This is a genomic window from Methylomonas sp. 2F7 (genome assembly GCF_057126975.1).
In genome coordinates this window covers 1280259-1300448 of record NZ_CP195203.1, presented here as the reverse complement: position 1 = coordinate 1300448, position 20190 = coordinate 1280259, and the positions used below count along the sequence as shown (strand labels likewise).

At 51.4% G+C, this 20190-nt stretch carries 17 protein-coding genes; 6 read left to right on the top strand and 11 right to left on the bottom strand.

Annotation, left to right across the window (positions count from 1 at the left end):
* Position 1 precedes the first annotated feature (1 nt).
* Positions 2-3265 carry a bifunctional diguanylate cyclase/phosphodiesterase gene (locus ACR64Q_RS05970; RefSeq protein WP_313733934.1) on the bottom strand — a complete coding sequence of 1088 codons (3264 nt, stop codon included), beginning with the start codon at positions 3263-3265 and terminating at the stop codon, positions 2-4.
* A gap of 315 nt (positions 3266-3580) precedes the next feature.
* On the opposite strand from ACR64Q_RS05970, the gene ACR64Q_RS05965 reads away from it, so the two are divergent.
* Positions 3581-4126 carry a peroxiredoxin gene (locus tag ACR64Q_RS05965; RefSeq protein WP_313733933.1) on the top strand — a complete coding sequence of 182 codons (546 nt, stop codon included), beginning with the start codon at positions 3581-3583 and terminating at the stop codon, positions 4124-4126.
* A gap of 144 nt (positions 4127-4270) precedes the next feature.
* On the opposite strand, the gene corA is transcribed toward ACR64Q_RS05965, so the two are convergent.
* The 3 genes from corA to ACR64Q_RS05950 form a co-directional block, all read right to left on the bottom strand.
* Positions 4271-5236: a magnesium/cobalt transporter CorA gene (gene corA, locus ACR64Q_RS05960; protein WP_409521210.1), complete on the bottom strand. Its 966-nt coding sequence runs from the start codon at positions 5234-5236 to the stop codon at positions 4271-4273.
* 36 nt (positions 5237-5272) lie between these two features.
* A complete protein-coding gene (locus ACR64Q_RS05955; RefSeq protein ID WP_313733931.1) occupies positions 5273-6424 on the bottom strand; it encodes a hypothetical protein in 1152 nt (383 codons plus the stop codon).
* A 380-nt stretch (positions 6425-6804) separates the two neighbouring features.
* On the bottom strand, positions 6805-7002 hold the full coding sequence (locus ACR64Q_RS05950; protein WP_313733930.1) for a hypothetical protein: 198 nt from the start codon (positions 7000-7002) through the stop codon (positions 6805-6807).
* A 141-nt stretch (positions 7003-7143) separates the two neighbouring features.
* Here ACR64Q_RS05950 and ACR64Q_RS05945 point away from each other — a divergent pair, with 141 nt between their 5' ends.
* Genes ACR64Q_RS05945 through ACR64Q_RS05935 form a run of 3 tightly spaced genes read left to right on the top strand, consistent with a single transcriptional unit; the run spans position 7144 to position 9446 of the window.
* A complete protein-coding gene (locus tag ACR64Q_RS05945; RefSeq protein WP_313733929.1) occupies positions 7144-7869 on the top strand; it encodes a proteasome-type protease in 726 nt (241 codons plus the stop codon).
* 9 nt (positions 7870-7878) lie between these two features.
* On the top strand, positions 7879-8640 hold the full coding sequence (locus tag ACR64Q_RS05940; RefSeq protein ID WP_313733927.1) for an N-formylglutamate amidohydrolase: 762 nt from the start codon (positions 7879-7881) through the stop codon (positions 8638-8640).
* A complete protein-coding gene (locus ACR64Q_RS05935; RefSeq protein ID WP_026604136.1) occupies positions 8637-9446 on the top strand; it encodes a transglutaminase-like domain-containing protein in 810 nt (269 codons plus the stop codon). The genes ACR64Q_RS05940 and ACR64Q_RS05935 overlap by 4 nt, the downstream gene beginning before the upstream one ends.
* A gap of 194 nt (positions 9447-9640) precedes the next feature.
* On the opposite strand, the gene ACR64Q_RS05930 is transcribed toward ACR64Q_RS05935, so the two are convergent.
* Positions 9641-10441, bottom strand: coding sequence for a flagellin N-terminal helical domain-containing protein (locus ACR64Q_RS05930; protein WP_313733926.1), 801 nt, complete (start codon positions 10439-10441; stop codon positions 9641-9643).
* A gap of 190 nt (positions 10442-10631) precedes the next feature.
* On the bottom strand, positions 10632-11021 hold the full coding sequence (locus ACR64Q_RS05925) for a hypothetical protein (protein WP_026604133.1): 390 nt from the start codon (positions 11019-11021) through the stop codon (positions 10632-10634).
* Positions 11022-11340: 319 nt separating this feature from the next.
* Between ACR64Q_RS05925 and ACR64Q_RS05920 the strand changes: the two genes are divergently transcribed.
* Positions 11341-11631, top strand: coding sequence for a hypothetical protein (locus tag ACR64Q_RS05920; RefSeq protein WP_026604132.1), 291 nt, complete (start codon positions 11341-11343; stop codon positions 11629-11631).
* A gap of 171 nt (positions 11632-11802) precedes the next feature.
* Here ACR64Q_RS05920 and ACR64Q_RS05915 read toward each other — a convergent pair whose 3' ends face one another.
* Entirely contained in the window at positions 11803-12768 is a 966-nt protein-coding gene (locus ACR64Q_RS05915) for an MlaA family lipoprotein (RefSeq protein ID WP_313733925.1), read from the bottom strand.
* 232 nt (positions 12769-13000) lie between these two features.
* Here ACR64Q_RS05915 and tfpB point away from each other — a divergent pair, with 232 nt between their 5' ends.
* Positions 13001-14782, top strand: a complete 1782-nt coding sequence (tfpB, locus tag ACR64Q_RS05910) for a type IV pilus assembly ATPase TfpB (protein WP_026604130.1) — start codon at positions 13001-13003, stop codon at positions 14780-14782.
* A 134-nt stretch (positions 14783-14916) separates the two neighbouring features.
* Here the strand turns inward: tfpB and ACR64Q_RS05905 are convergent, their stop codons facing one another.
* The 4 genes from ACR64Q_RS05905 to ACR64Q_RS05890 all read right to left on the bottom strand — a co-directional run bounded on the left by ACR64Q_RS05905 (position 14917) and on the right by ACR64Q_RS05890 (position 20157).
* Positions 14917-15072, bottom strand: a complete 156-nt coding sequence (locus ACR64Q_RS05905; RefSeq protein WP_020485561.1) for a hypothetical protein — start codon at positions 15070-15072, stop codon at positions 14917-14919.
* A gap of 204 nt (positions 15073-15276) precedes the next feature.
* Positions 15277-15993 (bottom strand): YebC/PmpR family DNA-binding transcriptional regulator, encoded by a 717-nt coding sequence (locus ACR64Q_RS05900; RefSeq protein WP_483823284.1) that lies wholly within the window; start codon positions 15991-15993, stop codon positions 15277-15279.
* Between the two features lie 246 nt (positions 15994-16239).
* Positions 16240-19500, bottom strand: coding sequence for a bifunctional diguanylate cyclase/phosphodiesterase (locus ACR64Q_RS05895; RefSeq protein ID WP_313733923.1), 3261 nt, complete (start codon positions 19498-19500; stop codon positions 16240-16242).
* A 24-nt stretch (positions 19501-19524) separates the two neighbouring features.
* The gene (locus ACR64Q_RS05890; protein WP_313733922.1) at positions 19525-20157 is read right to left on the bottom strand and encodes a biliverdin-producing heme oxygenase; all 633 of its coding nucleotides are present in this window, start codon (positions 20155-20157) and stop codon (positions 19525-19527) included.
* Positions 20158-20190 lie beyond the last annotated feature (33 nt).

Sequence of the window (20190 nt, the reverse complement as noted above, 5' to 3'; positions counted from 1 at the left end):
TTCAAGACGTTCTAGTCGAATCGATGAAGCTTTGCCGCAAAAACAGGTCAAATTGGTCGCTGGGCATCGGCTTGCTGAATAAATAGCCTTGAATCTCCTGACAGCCCTGTTCGCGCAAGAACTCCCGCTGTTCGACCGTTTCCACACCTTCGGCTATGGTCCGCAAGCCCAGGCTGCCGGCCAAACTGATCACCGCGCTGACGATGGCTTTATCTTCCGAATCGGTACTGATGTCACGGACAAAAGATTGGTCGATCTTCAACTTGTATACTTTAAATTTCTTCAGATAACTCAATGACGAATAACCGGTGCCGAAGTCGTCGATAGACATGCGTACGCCACGCTCATGCAGATTATTCATCACCGCCACCGCAGCTTCGGGGTTTTGCATCGACACCCCTTCGGTCAATTCCAGCTCCAAATACTCGGGCGGCAAGCCTTCCTCTTCCAAAATACGCGAAACCATCTCCGGCAAGGCCGGATGGCTAAATTGAGCAGCCGATAGATTGACCGCCATGATCAAAGGCCCCAGCCCCTGATCAAGGCAGGTTTTCGCTTGCCGCACCGCCGTTTGCAACACCCACTCACCGATAGGCAGAATCAGTCCGCTGTCTTCTGCCACCGGAATGAATTCGGCCGGCGAAACCATGCCAAACTCGGGATGCCGCCAGCGCAACAAGGCTTCCGCACCGATCACGCGCCCACTATGAATATCCGCCTGCGGTTGATAATAAACATGCAGTTGTTGGCGATCCAAGGCATGGCATAAGGCATTAACCAGTTGCAGATTGCGCTGGGCACGGGCTTGCATTTCCGGCGTAAAAAAGCGGTAACCGTGTCGACCATCGGTTTTGACCCGGTACATCGCAACATCGGCACTTTTGGACAGGCTTTCCAGGTCCTCGCCATCGTCCGGATACAAGGCTATGCCGATCGATGCGCTCATCGTCAAATCCAATTCCTCAATTCGGTACGGCTCCGCTATCGCATCCAGTAATTTTTGCGCGACATTCGCCGCCCCACCGGCATCGGTGCCCGGTAACAGGAAAATAAATTCGTCGCCGCCCAAACGCGTCACGGTATCTTCTTCGCGCAGCACGGCACAAAGCCGATCGGCTAATTCCACCAACAGCGCATCGCCGACGCTATGCCCCAGGGTATCGTTAACATTTTTGAAATGATCGAGATCAAGAAACATTAGCGCTAAGTGGCCGTTACTCCGTTTAGCCAAACTCAATGCATATTTCAAATGATCGTCCAATTGACTGCGATTCGGTAAGCCGGTGAGCGAGTCGTAATTGGCCAAATAATAAATGTGCTCTTCTGCCTGCTTGCGTTCGATAGCCAGGGCGATAAAATGCGCGACCATTTCCAGCAAGCGCAATTCATGTTTGTTAGGAACGGCAGGGTGACGATGATAAATCGCAAAGGTGCCCAGCACTTTTTTCCCGGCAGAAAGCACCGGTTCCGACCAGCATGCCGCCAAGCCTGCCCGTTCCGCCAACGCCAGAAAAGGCTGCCAATACGGATGCTCGGCAAGATTTTCAGCGATAGTCCTTTCCCCGGTGTATGCGGTATTGCCGCACGATCCAAGCCCGGCACCTATCTTTAGGCCGTCAATCGCCTGATTGTAAAAATCCGGGAGACTTGGCGCCGCGCCTATTCGTAAACGCTGATCCTCATCCACCAGCAAAATCGAACACAGACTATCTGTCAGGAATATTTCAAGTTCGGTGACAACATCCCGCAAAACATCCATCAGCTGTAAGTTACCGTTGAGTCGCTCCAGCATAAACACCCGCAAACTTTCCATCTGCTGCGCTTGCTGACGTTCGGTCTCGCGCTCGAAGCCGCCGATGGCATGATCGATGTCCATGGCCATTTCCAACAACAAACTGCGCGCGGCATCGTCAAACACATTTATTTCATCGCCGTACAACATAAATGCGCCAGCCGGCTTGCCATTGCGATGCAAGGGTAAGGCAGCGGAAGCCTGCCAATCGAATTTTGCCCCACGCGCATGCCAGGCTATGGTAGCAGGGTCATGTTGAAAATCCTGACACCAGTATGGCCTGTCCTCTCTAACCGCGATACCGGTTGGTCCACGCCCGGTCGGCAGGTTCTCGTCTATCGATATTGCAATGTCATCCAGGTATTCGATGCCGATGCCGTAACAAGCAACCGGTTTGATCGATTGGCTGGCTTGGTCAAGCATTCCGATCCAGGCCATTTTCATGCCGCCAAAGACCACCGCATCGCGGCAGATTTGCGGGAATAATTCGGCCTCGCTGGTACAGCGAACGATGGCTTGATTACATTGACTTAACGCGGCATACAATTGGGTCAAGCGCAGATTTTTCGCTTCGGCACTCCGACGCGCGGCTTCGACAGTTGCCAAACTTGACTGCGTTTCCGCCAGCCAGCCCAACACGCTGTTGCGCATGCCCTCGCCAACCGAAATAGTTTCGGAAAAATCGCCGCTACCCAAACGAACGATCTGATCGTGCAATTCATCGACCGACGCGCCCAATATCGCGTGTAAAGTCCGATACGCCCGCCAAAGCGTCAAAATCAACATTACCCCAAACAGCACAAATACCATCCGCAACCAGAAGGCAATACGCGCTCTGGCAATCACGCTCTGTTGCGTGCGCAGGTCCATCAATTCGAAGGCTGCGATGATCGACTGCATGACTTTCGCTTTTGCTTGGTGGTAGGCCGCATCGTGTAGCATCAGATTGGCCTGACGCCAGGTAGCGTTGGGCATTTCCTGATTCGAATCAACCATGTCCATCGCCGTGCGCTCTATTTGAATGAGAGCCGCGGAATCGGCCGTGGCTTCGGCCATTTTCGCCATTTCCTGCTCGGAAAACCCGGCTTGCCGCATCAACTCCAGCAAGGCAAGCGCTTGACCGCCGGATTGCGGTGCGGGATGACCATTGGCAATCGCCAAATCCCAATACATGTCGTGATAGTTTTCGGGCCGGGGCAGTTTGCCGTCGCGAATGTCGATAATGTCTTGATAATATCGTTTGAAGATTGAATCGCCGGTGGCTACATAGCTGCGCGCCACATGGGAGAGATCGTTGGAAGATTGCCGAAACTCGTCGGCCAGTAAATGTGACTCTAAGCGGATTTCGTTGGCGCGATCAATTTGCTTCTCTGCGCGCACGTAAATCGCGAATGCGATGGCGAAAATCACAAACATGGCCAGATTCAGCCACAAAATTCGAGAAAACCGGGAAAAGTAATACGGACGCGTCATTTTGCTTATTCCGTTATTCGACTCCAAAATAGACACTGGCCTGTAAAAAAACTTAGATGCAACCGGCCAAAAACCACGAACAATATAAGTGAAATTTTAGGTGAACCATACCACTATAGTTTTCCGGCTTTCGGCCCGGACATCCAGACCATTGGGATTATCTGTTCAAAATGGGGATCGGGCAAATCCAACCGAATGACTGCGAGTGCCTGTATCACCATTGTGTAACCGGCTTTTTGCGGAATACTGGCCATGCTAATAAACTCAAAAACATTCGGCACTTCATCATCGCATACCGCTTAAGGGAGATTATGTATGCAAAAATTCACTCTTACGTACAGACTCTTGGTCTTCATGCTGTTCGCCTTGCTAACGTTTTCGCAGACGGCAAACGCGGCCCCTTTACAAGTCGGTCAATCGGCACCGTTATTTCAATTGCAAGCGCACGATGGCGATCCGATAAGTTTAGCCGGTCGGCGCGGGAAAGGTTGGACAGTATTATATTTTTATCCCAAAGCCGGTACACCCGGCTGTACCACGCAAGCCTGCGCCTTTCGCGATGCGATCAAACTGATCCGCGAGCAAAATGCCGAGGTTTACGGAATTAGCACCGATGACGTCAAGGATCTGTTGGCGTTTCATCAGCAACATAAACTGACCTTCACCTTGTTATCCGACGCGGATGCCAAAGTCAGCGAAGCCTACGGCGTGAAAATGCCGATATTGAATATGGCCAAACGCTGGACATTTATAGTCGATCCCAATTTAACCATACGCCGTATCGATGACGATGTAGACCCGGCATTGGATGCCAAACGCGTCGCGGAAATGCTGAAGCAATTACAGGCGAGCGGCAACTGATGCAATGTTAAGCGTATTGTCAACCCAGCCGTTAACTACGTCGCTCCTGCGCAGGTGGGATGAGCCCAGTAACTATTCTAGATTCCCGCTTTTGCGGGAATGACGGCCACAGGTAGTTTAAGGACTGGGTTAACAAGAGAGCGCTCACAACCACCCGGCCCGCTTCAAACGCAAATACAAGGCCAAGCTGCACAGCGCCACGCTGCCAACGACTAAGGGGTAACTGTACACCCAATCCAACTCCGGCATGTGCCGGAAGTTCATACCGTACAAACTGAATACCATGGTCGGTATCGCCAAAATCGCCCCCCAACCGGCCAGACGTTTGACTACTTCGTTTTGCCGCACCGTTTCAAAAGTAAGGTGAACCTGCATCGCCGCCAGCAACATCTCGCGCATGCCGTGGATAGCCTGATCGACGCGTTTGATGTGATCGGCGATGTCACGGAAATATACTCTGACATCCTTGTGTATCAGGCTGCCATGAAAGCGCATCAACTCGTTGCAAATATCGATGACCGGATTAATCGCACCTTCCAGCAGCAATAATTCGCGCTTTAACTCATATAAATCTTCCATGGTTTGCCGACTGGGCCGATATTGAAATATCGCCGACTCCAATACATCAAAGCGGTCTTGCAATCCGGCAATCGCTACCATGTAATTATCGACGATAAAATCCATAATCGAGTACAAGGCAAAGCCCGGTCCCTTGCTGAGTTGGTGCGGCATGGCCTGACAGCGCTCACGCACCTTGCTCAAACTCTGCGACGCGCCATGCCGTACGGTGACCACGAAACGCGGCCCCATAAAAATGTGCGTCTCGCCGAATTCCACTTTTTTCTCAATCAATTCCGCCGTATGCAGCACGATAAACAGCGAATCGCCATATTCCTCGATCTTCGGCCGCTGGTGCGCGGCGCAAGCATCTTCAATCGCCAGCTCGTGTAAACCAAATTCCTGCTGAATTTTTCTCAATATCTCGGCATTCGCTTCGCGCAAACCCAACCAGATAAAGGTATCGTCTTTCAGCAATACTTCGCTGATGTCTTCAATGGTGACGTCGCCGATGCCCACGCCTTTTTGATAGGCCACGCAGCGCATCACCATGTTTTTGTCGATAGTTTCGCTCAAAATATCTCCCGCTTATTTGGAAATAGTAATTTCCGGCGCACCCTTCCGCGCCAGGTCGGTCATGGTCATTTGAAAAATCTGGCATAACAATCTAAAACCTTCCCGATTCCATTGATAGCCGGTTTCCGGCTGCAAGGCATAATAATTGTCGCCGAAACGCACGCTAATGTCGGTTGAAGAAGGTTCGTCTTCGCTAACCAGCAAAGCCATGGTTTGCACCGGGTTCTCGCTCACCGAAGGCGTCCTAGGGTGCTTATCGACAGGGTATTCGGGATCATCATTGATCGTTTGACCGATAAAATTCAACACATTGTGAAAGCTGCGCAAGCGAAACACACCGTGCAACGGCCATTCGCCGCCCAGATAGCCGGCGCGAATATCGACGCTGACATCGTTTTCGGCACCTTGATCGGCTTCGTCATGCAAACGCAAACGCTCTTCGTTGCTCAATGTTGCGGGATCGTAATTGGTCAACAAGATTCGTCCTGTCACCCGCTTAGTTAAGGTCAGTTGCTTTTGGTCGGCGCTGAACTCAACTTTATAGTCTTTTTGCAAGGCCGCCAATTGCTCGACGTTTAGCGCCTCGGCAGGCAGACTCCAGCTGCGATTGAATATCAACGGTTCCACAAACAGCTTATGGTTGTCCTGGATGGCGGACAAATGCAACACAGCTTGCCGGAACAATCGATAACCGTCGCCATCCGCCGGTTGATTCAAATACACGCCGGCCTGCTCGCCGCCGTTTAGCCGTAGCTCGCCGGCGAGTAGACGCAACACCAAATCCACGTCCACACCTTGCCGCAACAACATGGTCAGTTTGTTTTCCTGAAACGGTGTCAACAAGCGCCGGGTAAATTCCTCCCCTTCGATGGGCACAATGCTGATTGTCGGATTTTCAGACATCGTCCCGCCAAATACAGGCGTCATCACCGAACCGACTTCACCGGTAAAGGCCGGTGTGGCACCGGCATTGAATTGAAAATTAAACGTAGCGGCGATGTTCGAGACACCGGTGAAATGCATGGGTTGGTGCTGATGGGCACGGCCGATGTTCAGCAACAACTGTTTCGACAAAATATCGGTGGTGACCTTATCGTATTCGATCACCGCTCTATCCAGCGCCAGCGGCGAAAAGCAGCCCTGCAAACCGCATAAAATCAGCATAGCCAAACACCTGGTGGCGAAAGATACGAGAGAATATGGGCTATTAAGACTCATCTGCTTACTGTGTACACATAAAAAATGGGTGAAGTTTGCCTGCTATGCCTACCAAAACACAAGCACGATGAAGAATAGCCCGTCGTGCATATCGGAAATGATTCGATTCGTTCTAAACTGCCCGACTTAACTTGCTTATTGGATTACGCTCATGAAAATCCATCATCTCACGCCCGCAGAAGCACTGGACAGTTTAGGCTCCAGTAGAAGGCCTGGCCGCCGCTATTGAAGGTCGCCTGCATGCATTCGGTTTTAACCGTATCGAAGAAAGCCGGAAAAAATCGGTTTTCTTGGCAGTCGCATAAGCATTCCTGCACTTTTTTGCCTTAATTTTGTGGCTGGCGGCCGGATTGGCGTTTTTCGCCGAAACTCGGCAACCCGGCGGAGTTATGGCGACCTTGGGTTATGCCGTGCTCGGTGTAATAGCAATCAATGGCTGTTTCTCGTTCTTGCGGCGGCATCAAGCCGAACAAGCGATTGCGGCCTTGCAAAAGCTGCTGCCGCTGAGGAATCTCAACCGGCAAGCTAAAAGGCTAGACTCCGCGCGATGTTAGGTGCGACAGCGTACAGATAAAGCCGAAGAAGCCGGCTAAGATCCCATCTAAAACGGCAGGCCGACCTGCAAATACTCCTTATCACCGAATCAAAAAAAAGAAGACATATTCATGACTTACTGCATAGGCGTCATGCTCGACACCGGGATGGTGTTTGCATCGGACTCGCGCACCAATGCCGGGGTCGACAACATCGCCAGCTTCTGCAAGATGACGGTATTTGAAAAGGCCGGTGACCGGGTTATCGTGCTGTTAAGTTCCGGCAATTTAGCCGGCACGCAAGCTGTGATCAGCATTTTGAAACAAAGGAGCGCCAAGCCGGGTTCGCCGAATCTGTGGAATGCAGAATCGATGTTCGATGCCGCGCTGCTGGTTTCGGACGCGATGCGTGAGGTCGATCAGCGCGACAGCCCGCATTTGGCTGCCAGCAAAATCAGTTTCAACGCCTCCTTTATTTTGGGCGGTCAAATCGCCGGTGAAGCGCCGCGTCTGTTTCGGATTTACGCCGAGGGCACGTTTATCGAGGCCAGCATCGAGACACCGTATTTTCAGACCGGCGAAACCAAATACGGCAAGCCCATCATTGATCGAGTGATTACCCGCTCAACCTCGCTAAACAATGCCGCCAAATGCGTGCTGGTCTCGTTCGACTCGACCATGTGCAGCAACTTATCGGTGGGCATGCCTATCGATCTGCTCTGCTATCAACGTGACAGTCTGGTTGTCAAGATGCGGCGGCGCTTTGGCGAAGGCGATGCGTATTTCGTCGAATTGGGTAAGCAGTGGACCGAGGGCACGCGGCTGGTATTCGATCAATTGTCCAATCTGGATTGGTGAGGCACGCGGATGCGCCCCGAACCGACGATTGCCGATGAACCCGGCGAATATGGCCTGGTGATCACTTGCGAACACGGCGGCAACCGAATCCCCGAACCGTATCAAGCATATTTTCAAGGCTATCAGGCTTTGCTGGACTCGCATCGCGGCTTTGATCCCGGCGCTTTACTCATGGCCAAAGCCTTGGCTAAGGCATTTTCCGCACCGCTTGTGACGTCAACCGTCAGCCGTTTGCTGGTGGATCTGAATCGATCCCCAGGCCATCCAAATCTGCACTTTATCAGCATACAAAATGCCCCGGCCAAGGTGCGAGAACAAATCGTGCGGCACTATTACCGGCCCTATCGGACGCAGGTGGATAGCCTGATCCGGCAATCGCTTGTCGAGCATAGCCAAGTGATTCACCTTGCCTCTCACAGCTTCACGCCCGAACTGGACGGTAAGCTGCGAAACGCCGATATAGGCTTGCTTTATAATCCGGCGCGAGCTGGCGAGGCTGCCTTCTGCAAGTGCTGGAAAGCAAGTCTAAGAGCCTGTGCGCCGGAACTGCGAGTCCGCCGAAATTATCCCTATGCCGGCAAAGCCGATGGGCAAACCCGCTGGTTTCGTCAACGGCTGGCCGCCGATGCCTATCTGGGTATCGAACTGGAAATAAACCAAAAGCATATCTTGGCGGCGGGCCGGCATTGGTCTGACCTGCGCCAGAAGATCGTCGTATCACTTCAACAAACCCTAGCACGTTATTTCGCCCACCCAGGAGTAATCCAATGAAAATCCGCATAGGCTACGAAATTATTTACGACTGCCCGCAGCCGACCCCGATGCTGCTGACCTTAGGCGTGCACTACACTCGCGTCTCCGACGTCATCATTCCGGACTACCTGATGACAGAGCCGAGCATTCCTATCAACGCTTATCGCGACACCTTCGGCAATTGGTGTAGCCGCATCGTCGCGCCTAAGGGTAGGCTCAGACTTTTTGCAGACGGCTTAGTCAGGGATAGCGGCGTGCCGGACCGGCTCATTTCTCAGGCAAAGCAAACGCCGGTGGAATATCTGCCCGACGAAACGCTGCTGTTTCTGTTAGGCAGTCGATATTGCGAAACCGATCATATGACTGAGATAGCCTGGCAGCTGTTTGAGAACGCGCCGACCGGCTGGGCGCGAGTACAGGCGATTTGCGACTATGTTAACCGGCATATCGAGTTTGGCTATCAACATGCTCGCCGTACCAAAACCGCCTGGGAAGCTTATCAAGATCGAACCGGCGTGTGCCGCGACTTTGCCCATCTCGCCATCACCTTTTGTCGTTGCATGAACATCCCGGCACGCTATTGCACCGGCTATCTGGGCGACATGGGCATGCCGCCACCCTATGGTCCAATGGATTTTGCCGGCTGGTTTGAGGCGTATCTTGACGGCCAGTGGTATACCTTCGACGCGCGGAACAATATCCCGCGCATTGGCCGGGTGCTGATCGCTCGCGGGCGCGATGCGGCCGACGTACCGATTAGCTGTAGCTTCGGTCCGAATACGCTACTGAGCTTTATGGTCCGGACCGAAGAGGTGACTGAATAGCGGTGGCGCGATTCATAGCAAATCAAAACCTTTTTAACCCGGCCCTTAAATATCGTCTCTCCCGCGAAGGCGGGAGCCCAGCGGCTTAAATAGATCCGCTACGCGTTGTAACGGCTGCCGCCTGCACGGGAATGACGAATAAAGGGAGTGTAAGAGTCAGGTTAATAAACAGTCTGATGAGCATTAGGCTTTATTTAGAGACCCGTTAACAGCGCCGATGCCGCTTTTTGATTGTCTTGATATAGCTTGAGCGCATAGTTTGCCACTTGGTTTTGCACTTTACCCTTGTTCAAGTCGGCAGCCGTTTGCGCATAGTCGGTATCTTGAATACGACTGCGCGTTTCGGCTAGATTCTGATAGCTGCTGTTCAAATTGGCTAGGTTAGAACTCAAGCCCGCAGCAGTGCTGGCCAAGTTACTCTGCTCATTCCCGACATTGTTAATCGCGCTGTCTATCGTATCCAGCGCATTGGCCGCATTCGTAGCGCTGGATACATCCAATCCCGAAACACCCAAGGCGGCGCTGGATACATTCCCCAAGCTTAAGCCTAGCGTATCGCCGGGATTGGGGCCGATTTGCAATTGGCCGGAGAAACTGCCGTCCAATAGTTTTTGATCGTTGAACTGGGTGTTGCCGGCAATCCCATCGATGCTTTTGCCCAATCCGTTGATCTCGTCCTGAATACTTTGCCGATCAGAAGCCGACAAAGAGCTGTTACCGGCTTGCACCGTCAATTCGCGGATGCGTTGCAGATTGTCGGTTACCTGGGTTAACGCGCTACCGGCGGTTTCCGCGAGCGAAAGACCCTTGCCGATATTGCCGATTGCTTGGTTTTGTCCTCCAAAGCGACTGCTTATCGCATCGGCAATTGCCAACCCAGCCGGGTTATCGGCCGCCGAATTGATCCGCTTTGCGGAACTAAGGCGCTGGACGCTGGTTTGGATCAGACTTTGGGATTTATCCAGGTTGGTGGTGGTGTTGATTGACGACAACATGATGTCACCTCGCTTACTATTTTTTGACTATTGACTCGGCTCTTAGATACCGTTTGCCTTAATGCCCCTGAAGCTACTGGGCCTGGGCTCACCAGACTGGGCTTCGACGAGCTCAGCCCGAACGGCATACCGGTCATCAATAGGGCCGGGTTAATAACTCTACTGCTTATCTGCCTAAACGATAATCAGGCTAAGCAACAATGTCTATAGTGCTCCCCACGGCCTTGTTGTCATCGGTCGCGGACGATGTGCTTATACCCGTCACTACTTGCGAATAGGTAGACGGTCTTACCTCAGCGTTCTGAATGGTGTTAGTTAACTGGGTGCCCGCTTCTTGAAAAGCGTTGGACAGATTCAATCTCAAGTGTGCAGCGTCGGAGTTCGACTTAGCCTTACTGGCTTGAGAATCGAGATCCTGAGCTTTGGCTGCGTATTGGTCGGCTTGGGCTTGGACGGCATCCGCCTGCTTTCTCAAGGCTTGCGCCATTTGCTCGGCCTGATCCGCATTTCTCTTGGCCGTCAGCGCGCTCAACTGTTGAAAGCCGGATTGATTAACACTGGAAACAGTTAGGGAAGACATAGCGATCTAAACTCCCTCAATACACCGCAGGCCAGCGGCAGGTTTCGGAATGAACATGCGGGTTTCACTCCCATGGAATACTGTATTACTCCAGATTTAAAAGAATGTCAAACACCAATTTCGAATCTTGAAAGCACTCAGCACAGCAAGGAAACCTCAGTCCGATAACGCCAACGATTGCAGATAATCTACACCAGCATTCGCTACCCACACCCACTGACAAGCACCTCGAAACTGACTAAAATACAGGCGATTTTTCTGCTTAGCTGCCGGGAAAACCCGGTTGCGACTAGTCCACGATAATACGCCCGCAATCCACATGAATCACGAAGTCATTGCCGCTAGGGTGGAACATATCGCCATGGCGACCGGTATCATCGCCGGCCTATCCGCTGTCGCGGCGACGATAGCCACGCCGACCGGACTAACCGCTTTTGGCGTGTGGTTGGGGCTGGTCGATGAGCCTTTGATAGTAACCGTCGCGCCTATTCTGGATAAATTAGCCACGGTATGCGGCACCATTTCCGGCATGACCTACTTCTATGCCGTCAGGAAAAAGCGGCAAACCGCAAAGCAATCTGTATCCGATAATTCCGCACCATCGGATTAAACCGAGGTATAAAAAGTCAAATTCGCGGAAACAACAAACTGCTGATTAAACCGGTGCGGCTTTGTTGCATACATCGTTGAGGAAAAAATGCCCTCCCTAATACGTTAAGAAACAGTCAAAAGGGGTTTACCTGGAGAGGGCCGCATAGAGGGCCTCAACCAGGGCTTTACCTCATTTTCTACGTCTGTGTTTACTTAGTTGATCCAGCTTGTTTGAGGCTTCCTCAAACGATTGCAGCATATTGTTAAAGGCATCGGTATCAGCATTAGCGCCGACTGCAGGCTGAGCGGATGGTGACACACTCTGTTCAATCTTGTTGGCGGTGTCTAGCGATGGCTTGAGAGCTTCAGAGCTCTTGGGCTTAGATTCAGCCGCAACGTCAGCGGTGGGATCAATATCCAGATCATAGTTCGCACTTTCGTTTTTACCGTCATTCACCAAATTACGCCGGTATTGCAGGAAGGATTCCCGGGTGAACACATAGGGATCTAACGCGGCCTCGTTGATAAAGTTCAATGCCCCTTCGGCATTTGCACGATCATTAATCCCCTCGAGAATACCGGTGCCCGGCACGTAGGTACCTGGGTTGGCAGCTCTATCGAGGATGCCCGCGCCGCCATCGCGAATAGTGGTGGGCCCAAAAACCGGCAACACCAAATACGCACCCTGCCCGACTCCCCACACAGCCAAAGTTTGCCCAAAATCTTCAACGTTGTTTTTTAAACCGACTTCGCTGGCGACGTCTATTAAGCCACCCACGCCAATGGTGGTATTGGTTAAAAAGCGTCCGGCGTCCGAAGCGCTCTGTTGGAATTTACCCTGAAGGACATCGTTCAACACTACGTTAATACCCTTCAAGTTGGTGAAGAAATTATTAACACCGGTTTCCATGAAATCGGGCGTAATAAATTTATAACCATCGGAAACAGGCTTAAAAAAATATTTGTCCAGTGTCATGTTAAACCCGTACATAGACCGGTTAAATCCCTCGTACGGATCGGCGTGGCCTGCCTCATAAACCGAAAGCTCGTCACGCTTTTCGGTACTCGCGCATCCGGGCAGCAGCAGTGCACTGGTCAATAAACACACTTCGATCAAAAGTGCACGGTTCTTGCCTGGATGCAATTGGGTAAACATCGCTTAAAAATCCTGAAAGTATATTGTTTCTGGAAGCTTTAATTATAGGGTTAAGGCTTAAACCCCGAAATTAAAGAATCGATTCGCTATTATAGCCCTTGTCGTCGTCTCACTATGCTTTTTTCGCAGTGTTCCATGCTCTGCATAAAAATTCCACCACCAAGCTTTAAATCTCCACAGCGTCCGGCATATTTGGCTAGACTAAACCTATATATCATAGCAAACCAGGCGCATGCGGGAAGAACACAAATCCGAAGACAGAAAGCTGGACATCAACCAGATCGTGAAGTGGCTGGAAGAGGACGGCATGTTGTCCACCAAGGATGTCGAAAAATGCCGGCAGTACGCGGTCGCCAAAATCAATGTAAACAAGCATCCGTTAAAGGTGTTGGCCGAGTGCGAACTCGCCGACCAAAGCCAGCTCGGCACCCTGTTGACTCAGGAAGACTTGACCCAATGGCTGGCGAAAAAACTGGCTATGCCTTACTACTATTTCGACCCGCTGAAAATAGACGTACCTACGGTCACTGCCTTGTTCAGTAAAGCTTACGCCGGCAATTACAATATTCTGCCAATCAAGATCGACGCCGATGAAATCGTGGTAGCCACCGCCGAACCCTTCATCCGTGCCTGGCAACTCGACTTGGCGAAGATGCACCACGGCAAAATTCGCTGCGTGTTTGCCAATCCGGACGAAATCAAGCGCTATCTGGACGAGTTTTATAACTTTTCCAAATCGCTGAAAGGCGCGCAAACCCATAACGATGGCCGCGCCGCAGAAGGCCAAAACTTCGAACAATTGGTCGAGCTGAGTAAAAGCGCCGATCTGGACGCGAACAATCAGCATGTGGTCAATCTGGTCAACTGGTTGCTGCAATATGCCTTCGACCAGCGTGCCAGCGATATTCATATCGAGCCACGCCGTCAACAAGGCAATGTGCGGTTCAGGATAGACGGTATTCTGCACAAGGTTTATCAACTCCCGATGCCGATTATGAATGCGGTACTTAGCCGCTTGAAGATACTGGGCAGGATGAATATTGCCGAAAAGCGCCTACCGCAGGACGGCCGGATCAAAACTCAGAATAGCAACGGCAAGGAGATCGAATTGCGGCTCTCGACCATGCCAACGGCCTTTGGCGAAAAATTGGTGATGCGGATTTTCGACCCGGAAGTTCTGCTGCGCGATTACGAGCAGTTGGGCTTCAATAAACAGGAGCTGGCGATTTGGAACCGGATGACCGAACAGACCCACGGCATTATTCTCGTGACCGGCCCGACCGGTTCCGGTAAAACCACCACCTTGTATTCCACGCTAAAACGCCTGGCCACATCGGAAATCAACCTGTGCACCGTGGAAGACCCAATCGAGCAAATCGAACCGGCTTTCAATCAAATGCAGACTCAAGCCAATATTGGTTTGGACTTCGCCAGCGGTATTCGCACCCTACTGCGGCAAGATCCGGACATTATTATGGTGGGCGAGATTCGCGACCTGGAGACGGCGGAAATGGCGGTGCAAGCCTCGCTGACCGGGCATTTGGTGATTTCCACCCTCCACACCAATAGCGCGCCGGCTGCGGTGACGCGTTTGTTAAATCTTGGCCTGCCAGGCTATCTGATTCAACAAACCATTTTGGGGGTAATGGCGCAACGCTTGATAAGGGTGTTGTGCGGGCAATGCAAAACCGCGACAACCTTAGACCAAGCGCAGTGGCAGGCATTGGTCGCGCCTTTTAAAGTCGCTACCCCTAAGCACATTTATAAAGCTGTTGGTTGCAAGAGCTGCCGCAATACCGGCTTTGCCGGCCGTATCGGCATCTACGAAATTTTCGAAAACCATCCGACTCTGCAAAAATTGATCGTGGAAGGCTGCGACACACTTTTGTTGCAACGCCAGGCCATCAGAGAAGGCATGCGCCCTTTAAGGCTAAGTGGCGCAGAAAAAGTTGCCGCCGGCATTACCACCATCGAGGAAGTTTTACGGGTGGCACCGGAGCGGATAGATTTTTAAATCCGTCGATCAAATGCAAAGTTGTTATTGATCGCTTAGATAGGACAAAACCGAATAAGGGTACAGCGGATTCGGGAAAACACCCGGCCTCAGCCGATGCGTTGTTTCCCTGTAAAACCCTATTGCAAGCTCGCTTAATCGCGGTTTTTCTTCCGATTTACGCTGATATTGCTGGCGACAGTCGTTGAAGCAAATAATGCCGATGAAAGAATAAATTCGCCTGACATAAAACCGATCACGCCGGTGATAAAGGCCAAACCGTTCAAAATATCTTTTTGTAAGTCATTCATTTTTTCTACTCCGTAATAAACACGCTTACACTATAAGATAGATCTAATTTATTAACAATACCATTGAATATGCATTATTTGTTTTACAAAAGGAAACAATAGCCGCGTTATTACGCTAAAACAAGCAATGGCAACGCGTTTTAATAGCTCAGGAACGCTAAGGTTCCTGAATTTAATATCCCAAGTTACTGAGCGGTTTTGCCCCTAATACTCGGCATCATGGAAAACGTTTTGCACGTCATCCAGATCGTTCAACATATCCAAAAACTTTTCGAACATCGCCACATCGTCGCCGCCGATAGGGGTAACGCTTCTGGGCATAAATTGAATTTCATCCACTTCAAAATCGATCTCGCCCAACAAATCCGTCAAGGCTTGCTTCGCTTTGGCGTAGTCGGCGTGGGGTGTAAACACGGTCAACTTGCCGTCTTCGTTTTCGATGTCGGACACATCCACATCCGCACTGAGCAAGGCTTCCAGCACTGCATCCTCGTCGTTGTGTTTAAACGCCAGGATTGCCGAATGATCGAACATATGGCTGACAGCACCCTGGGTGCCGATCTTGCATTTGGTTTTGGTAAAACACAGGCGCACATCGCCAAAGGTACGATTCGGATTGTCGGTCAAGCAATCGACTATCACCATGCAACCGCCAGGTCCAAAGCCTTCGTAGCGGGCGGGCGCGAAATCTTCCCCGCCGCCGCCCTTGGCTTTATCGATGGCTTTTTCAATAACATGGGTAGGCACCTGGTCTTTTTTGGCTCTATCGATCAAGCCACGCAAAGTCAAATTGCCGGATGGATCGATACCACCGGATTTGGCGGCCATGTAGATTTCCCGGCCATATTTGCTGTATACCTTGGCCTTGGCATCAGCCGTTTTGGCCATGGACACTTTACGGTTTTGATACGCTCTACCCATTCGACTTTTGCTCCCCGGATCGCTTGGCAAAAAACCGCGATTCTACAGCTAAGTATTTGCCGTGGGAATTTTTTGACCGGTATATACCAGGTCAGATGCCGCCCATGATGATTGGAATCAACTCAGAATAAAACAAGCGCAGCCCGCTTTAGGAAGCTCGAATCAGACTCTTCGGCGAACATATGGGGCCGGTAGTCGGTAATTCCGTTCGGCGAGTTTGTAGCGCTGTGAGCGGAATCAGCTCGTTCAATGCTCCCTTAAGGCTAATAAGCGTTCAAAACCATCTAACGGCAAAGGTTTACTGTAGAGATAGCCTTGAAATGTATGGCAGCCATGGTTTTCCAGAAACCGACGTTGTTCTTCGGTTTCCACCCCTTCGGCTATGACGTCCAGACCCAGATTATTCGCCATGGCGATAATCGTTTGCACAATCACCGTATCGTCCGGATCGACAGAAATATCCCGCACAAAGCTTTGATCAATCTTCAATTGATCGATAGGCAGTTTTCTGAGATTGGATAGCGAGGAATTCCCGGTACCGAAATCGTCCATTGAAAAACCTACGCCAATTTCCCGTAGCGCATGCATTTTGCGGATGGTCTCATCAATGTCGTCCAGCACCAGACTTTCAGTTAACTCCAACTTCAACCGATTGGGATTGATATCGCTCTCTCGAATGATTTGCCGCACCACGTCGACGAAATCAGATTGCCTAAACTGCCGGGCACTGACATTCGCAGCCAGTTGCAAATGCTGGGTATGCGCGCGGCTTTCCCAACTCTTAAGCTGGCGGCAAACGGTTTCCAGTACCCAACGCCCTATCGGCACTATCAAACCGATATCCTCGGCCAAGGGTATAAACTCCGCCGGTGAAACCAAGCCGCGTTCGGGGTGTTGAAAACGGATTAAGACTTCAGCACCGATAATATCCAAACCCTGTGAGACTTGCGGCTGATAATACAGTTGGAATTGCTTATTCGCTAAAGCGCAGTGCAAATCCGCCTCCAGTTTGACCCGCGCATTGATACTGGCCTGCATTGCCGGGTCGAAGAAACGTATGGTATTCCGCCCGGCTTTTTTTGCCTGGTACATGGCAATATCGGCTTGTTTCAGCAAGCTTTCCATGTCCGATTCGTGGTCGTTGAATAACACCGCGCCGATACTGGGCGAATTGCGATATTCGTGGTCGGCAAGCCGGTAGGTTTGCGTCAAGGCACTGAGGATTTTATTGGCTATAATTTCGGTCTGTGCACCGGCATCAAGCACTTCGTCGCTAAGATCGGTCAACATCACGACAAACTCGTCCCCACCCAATCGAGACACAGTATCGCCTTCGCGTACGCAAGCCACCAAACGTTGCGCCACCAATTGCAACAACAAATCTCCCATGTCATGCCCAAGGGTGTCATTCAGAGTTTTGAAATTATCCAGATCGATAAACAGTATGGCGCCCTCCCGTCCGCTACGTGCACTGGCAATCAGGGCTCGTTTCAAGCGATCTTGCAGTAGGCGGCGATTGGGCAAACCGGTCAGCGGATCGTAAAACGCCAAGCGCTCGATTTCCTCGGCAGCCGCTTTAATGGAGGTAATATCAACAAACGTGGCCACATAATTTTTGACACAACCCTCCTGATCCTTCACCGTGCTGATGGCCAAATGAATGGGAAACACCTTACCGTCCTTGCGTTTACTACAAATCTCGCCTTCCCAGACCCCTGAATTATCGACCCTTTCCCACATTTCCGCGTAATAGCCTACGCCCTGCAAATCCAATTCCAGTACCCGCGGATTCTTACCTACTACTTCCTCGCTGAGGTAACCGGTAATGCGGGTAAACGCCTGGTTTACCCGTAATATCAAGCGATTCTCATCCAACACTACGATGCCTTCCTGCGACTCAAAAGCGGTAGCGGCAATCCGCAGCTCCGCGTCCAATAACTGTTGTTTCCTCAGCGCCTGCTCCAACCGACTTTTTTGCGCCAAGCCCTCGGGCAAGGTCATCGCCAACATCCTGGCGATGTCGATTTGTACATGCGACCAAGGTTCGCTGCGACCGCGCCACAATTCCGTCCACATTTCGAATGACTGGCGCGGGGTAAGTTGATAGTTTCCGTTCTGATCCATCACCAAGCCTTTCTCAGCCTTGCCCGCCCAATTGACAGTGCGCGGCTTTTCCTGCCTGAACCACACGATGACATTGCGCATATCGGCGGGAAGCGGAGTGGTTAATATCCCCGAGGCGATATGCTGGTATTTTTCGGCAGGGACAAAATCATTGGCAAGATGATCAGAACTAAATATCTGGCCACTGGCTTGTTTGCCCAGCCAGAGTAATAACGCCCTTAGGTCCCCAGGCTTCAGCATCTCCCCGTAAACATGCCGCTTACCTTCCACCACAGCTACTATACCGTTAGCATCCAGCAACGACATCAATTGCGGTAGTAATCTTTTGAGGACCATTTGTTCGTGATCGGTAAAAATATAATTCAGCAACTCACCAATCACATGATTGGCGCTGGCAACGCAGTTGTACTGCTCTAGTGCCTCAATCGACGACAATTTCGACGACACCATCCGGCTTATAAACGTCACGGCTTCACGTTGGGCAATCGACACGCGTTTTACCGTGAAGTGATGACAAGCTATCAACCCCCACAATCGGCCGTTTTGCAGCAAGGAAATCACCATCGAACCCTGCACACCGATATTGCGCAAATACTGGATATGTATCGGCGACAGACAGCGCAACGCCGAGTAACTCATATCCAAGGACCTTTCGGTAACGGGATTGACGCCAGGTAAAATCGGCACAGGCTCGGCATCAATATCGGCAACCAAGCGCACCAGATTACACGTATAAAGCCGCCGTGCTTGGGCCGGAATATCGCTGGCCGGAAAGTGCAACCCCAGATAGGACGGTGCATGATCCACGCTATTTTGGCTGATCACTTGACCGTTCCAATGGGAGTCAAACCGATAGATCATCACGCTATCGTAGCCGCTCATCCGCCGCACCAACAGCGCGACATCATCGAAATAGCGTGAGAAATCGCTATTCGCGTCGTATCGCAGCAATGATTCCTGCATCTGCATCAGCAATTCGGACAGTCTGCCTTCTTGGTCGGCATCGAGATCAGGCACGAGTTCCAGCACATATAGCCCGTCACTGACATAAGCGTGGGCCTGTAGATCAAGAGAGCCGTGGCGTTGAGGAATGCTGAGTTTCCCGGCGGCAGTATTCTTACTCTGCGCCGATTGAAACATTTGCTCGATTTGCCCGGCAACTTTTTCGCCGACCAGTTCTTGAAGCGGTTTGCCGCAGACATCGCCGGTCAATTCGCTGAAAAATTCGCTAAAGTTGGCGCTGGCCTGTAATACCGGGTAAGGGTGATCCGCACTCAGCACCAGTAAGACACCATGCGGCTGAATCTGCCCGATCTGGTGAATGGGCTCTGCCGCGCACTTTTCCAGGGCCTGTTGCAACGCCTGCTGATCAATATCACCCATTAGACAAGGCGCAGAACATGTGACTTACGAATAGGCATAGTCATCCAACACCTGAATAAAAAATTGAAACGTTTGGCAGGCCGCGTGCTCGGCAGCCAAACGCTGGTGATCGTCACCGGCAAGGTTTTCCGCAAACCGCAGAAAATCTTGCCACATAAGCCCGGTGTCCTGACCATAGCCGCTGTAAAAGCAAGCACCGGTTTCGCCGCTCAACCCATGGTATGCCTCTAGGCTACGCGAAATAAGCTGTCCGCCCAACATCGACCCCTCGATCACGTATAAAACCCCGGTATATTCACCCATGCTGGCTACCTGCGGCGCCAGTGCGTTTTGCGCTATGCCATATCCCGCTGCAAGCGGGTCTACTCCCAAAAAATCCAGGTCGCGGCAAATCCAGGGCAGCTTGACACGTTGAGAATAGTCGAATTGACAGTGTTGAGAAGACTGAAAGGCAATTAACCGATCTTCCAAAGCCTGATAGAGATGGTAGTAAGCGGATAAAAGTTTTCGGTATTTATCCAGCGAATAGCCTGTCCGGGTTATTCCAACCAGCAAACTGTGTTGATTTAAGCGGTTATGATAGTCATTGCTTGCGCCTTTCAACGCCTCGCGGACTGCCTGCCGGGAATTGTACGGATGTGTATCAGACGATTTCATTCGGAGCCCCGGCAAACCCAATTTAGTAAAAAC